Annotated in this window: 2 protein-coding genes; one reads left to right on the top strand and one right to left on the bottom strand. The window is 33.6% G+C overall.

What is annotated here, in order from left to right:
- On the top strand, positions 1-337 hold a 337-nt coding region (locus VNJ50_RS06825; RefSeq protein ID WP_325580288.1), incomplete at its 5' end, for a hypothetical protein.
- A gap of 213 nt (positions 338-550) precedes the next feature.
- Here VNJ50_RS06825 and VNJ50_RS06820 read toward each other — a convergent pair.
- On the bottom strand, positions 551-1,828 hold the full coding sequence (locus VNJ50_RS06820; protein WP_325580286.1) for an IS1380 family transposase: 1,278 nt from the start codon (positions 1,826-1,828) through the stop codon (positions 551-553).
- Positions 1,829-1,892 lie beyond the last annotated feature (64 nt).

Genomic DNA, 1,892 nt, shown 5'->3' with positions numbered 1-1,892 from the left:
AAATTACAATGTTTATTTAATGTGCTATTTGAATTCACCTTTATGGAAAAAAGCTACAGATGTAAAAATAAAGACATTCTCTATTTCAGTGGGAAATCTTTCGTTTTTGAATCCTGTTAAAATAATAAGGCTTATATGGTTTTATAGGAGTATGGATATTGATACTGTAGTTTTTTCAGCTTCTCAAGATTTAAAACTGGGAAGTATTGCTGCATATATTGCTGGTGTAAAAAGGATTGTTTATTTAAGAGGTTTGGCTACACCCGTAAAGAATAAACTGTTAAATCGAATTATTTTTAAACACTTTCTTACTCATATACCTAAAATCCGCATGTAAATTATTTTGAACGTTTAAAAATATTTCAGTTGTAATTTCGTTTATTTTTATCAGAGTTCTATCTTTATTTTCATTCGATGCATTAAAAACTGATGGATATTTCTGTTATTCTAGTGATAAATGACAAAAAACATGAGTTTTTATTCATATTTTCACATCAAGACATACCTCAATTTATGTTGAGTTTTTAGCAAATTATCAACACTCTGTTTGTCAGCACATTTGCAGTCGTTCATACGGTCGATCAGTGTAAAGTCGGAGCTTCCATTGACGACTCTGTCTAACCCATTTTCCAGCCACGCAGATGAATCTGAAAATAAAACGTTTCATTCTTGATTTCAAAGGGATATCCGTAAAAACTTCGGATACTTTTTTGATGAAATGGTTATAGAAGTTTTTCATCATAGAGGTCAGAATTAGAAAGACAGTGTTGCTACTCATATCTGATGTGGGAAGGCGCTTCCAGCCAAAGTCGTTATTTTGGATATCGAACATTTTTTCGCTCGCTCCCCGCATATTGAAATACTCGATAATTTCCTTCTCACTTGATTCTTTGTCATTGGTCAGAATTGAGCGATAAATAAAATTATCTCCTGTAAATAGGTCTAATTGAGCATTATTTGATTTTTCTCGCATGATGACTAATCGATAATTTCTGTCCTCGAAAAACTGACGGAAAGGAATTGAAGCTACTTCATAGGATTTAAAGTTTATTTCCACTTCCTTCCAATCATCTATTTGACATATTTGTTCTAACATGCTTTCGGACCTGTTTGCCCTGATATAGAACAACTTGCTGTACGTTGAAACAATATCAATAATATTTTTTGCATAAGAGCCAGCATCCATGCGTGAACGATTAATCCTTATCTCATTCTCTAGAAGAAGCTCATAAGATCTTTCAAGTGTTTCATCCTGTGCTATTTTCACATTGGCATTACCGTCACGGTTTTCAATGTAAACAACCTTATCGCCTATTGTGGCAATTCCTGGGAAATAGCCCGTAGTATTTTTATAGGTGCGTTTAGCGTCCCATTTTTCATGCTCTATAATTTGATTATCGTAATCAAAATCATACATTTCACCCTTCTTAAGCTGTTTGGTTAGTAGCAAAGACTTAATGTTCAAATCGTTCATCTTTTCATTAATATTGAATTCGTACTCTTTTCCACTTGTTGAGGTGATTATTGTATTTTCTGTCGCTAGTTCTGTTAGTACACGCAGCAAGGTGTCGGGACTGGCTACATTGTTATGGGGTATGTTTTCAAGCGTGGATCGCAAATGTTTTTGAACATCTTCTGCAACTTCACCACCACAAAAGAACACCTCAAACCAGGTTCTAAAAAGCTCACCATAACTGTAACCGTTTGTATTTCTGACACCAAGATAATTGTCAATGAGATTGAATAGACCAGATTTGTTAAATTCTTCATGAACGAAAGAAACTCCAGCAAATGGAGTGATTGTTTGGGAAACTTTTTGTAATTTCATTGCTTAGTAAAATTTAGCTTGCTTTTGTTGTTTGGTATCATAAAAATAGGTGAAATTTTACTCA

It is taken from the genome of Gelidibacter sp. (genome assembly GCF_035577925.1).
In the GTDB taxonomy this organism is placed as follows: domain Bacteria; phylum Bacteroidota; class Bacteroidia; order Flavobacteriales; family Flavobacteriaceae; genus Gelidibacter.
Note: the sequence above shows the minus strand (reverse complement) of the source record. Positions and strands in the feature narration are given on the sequence as shown.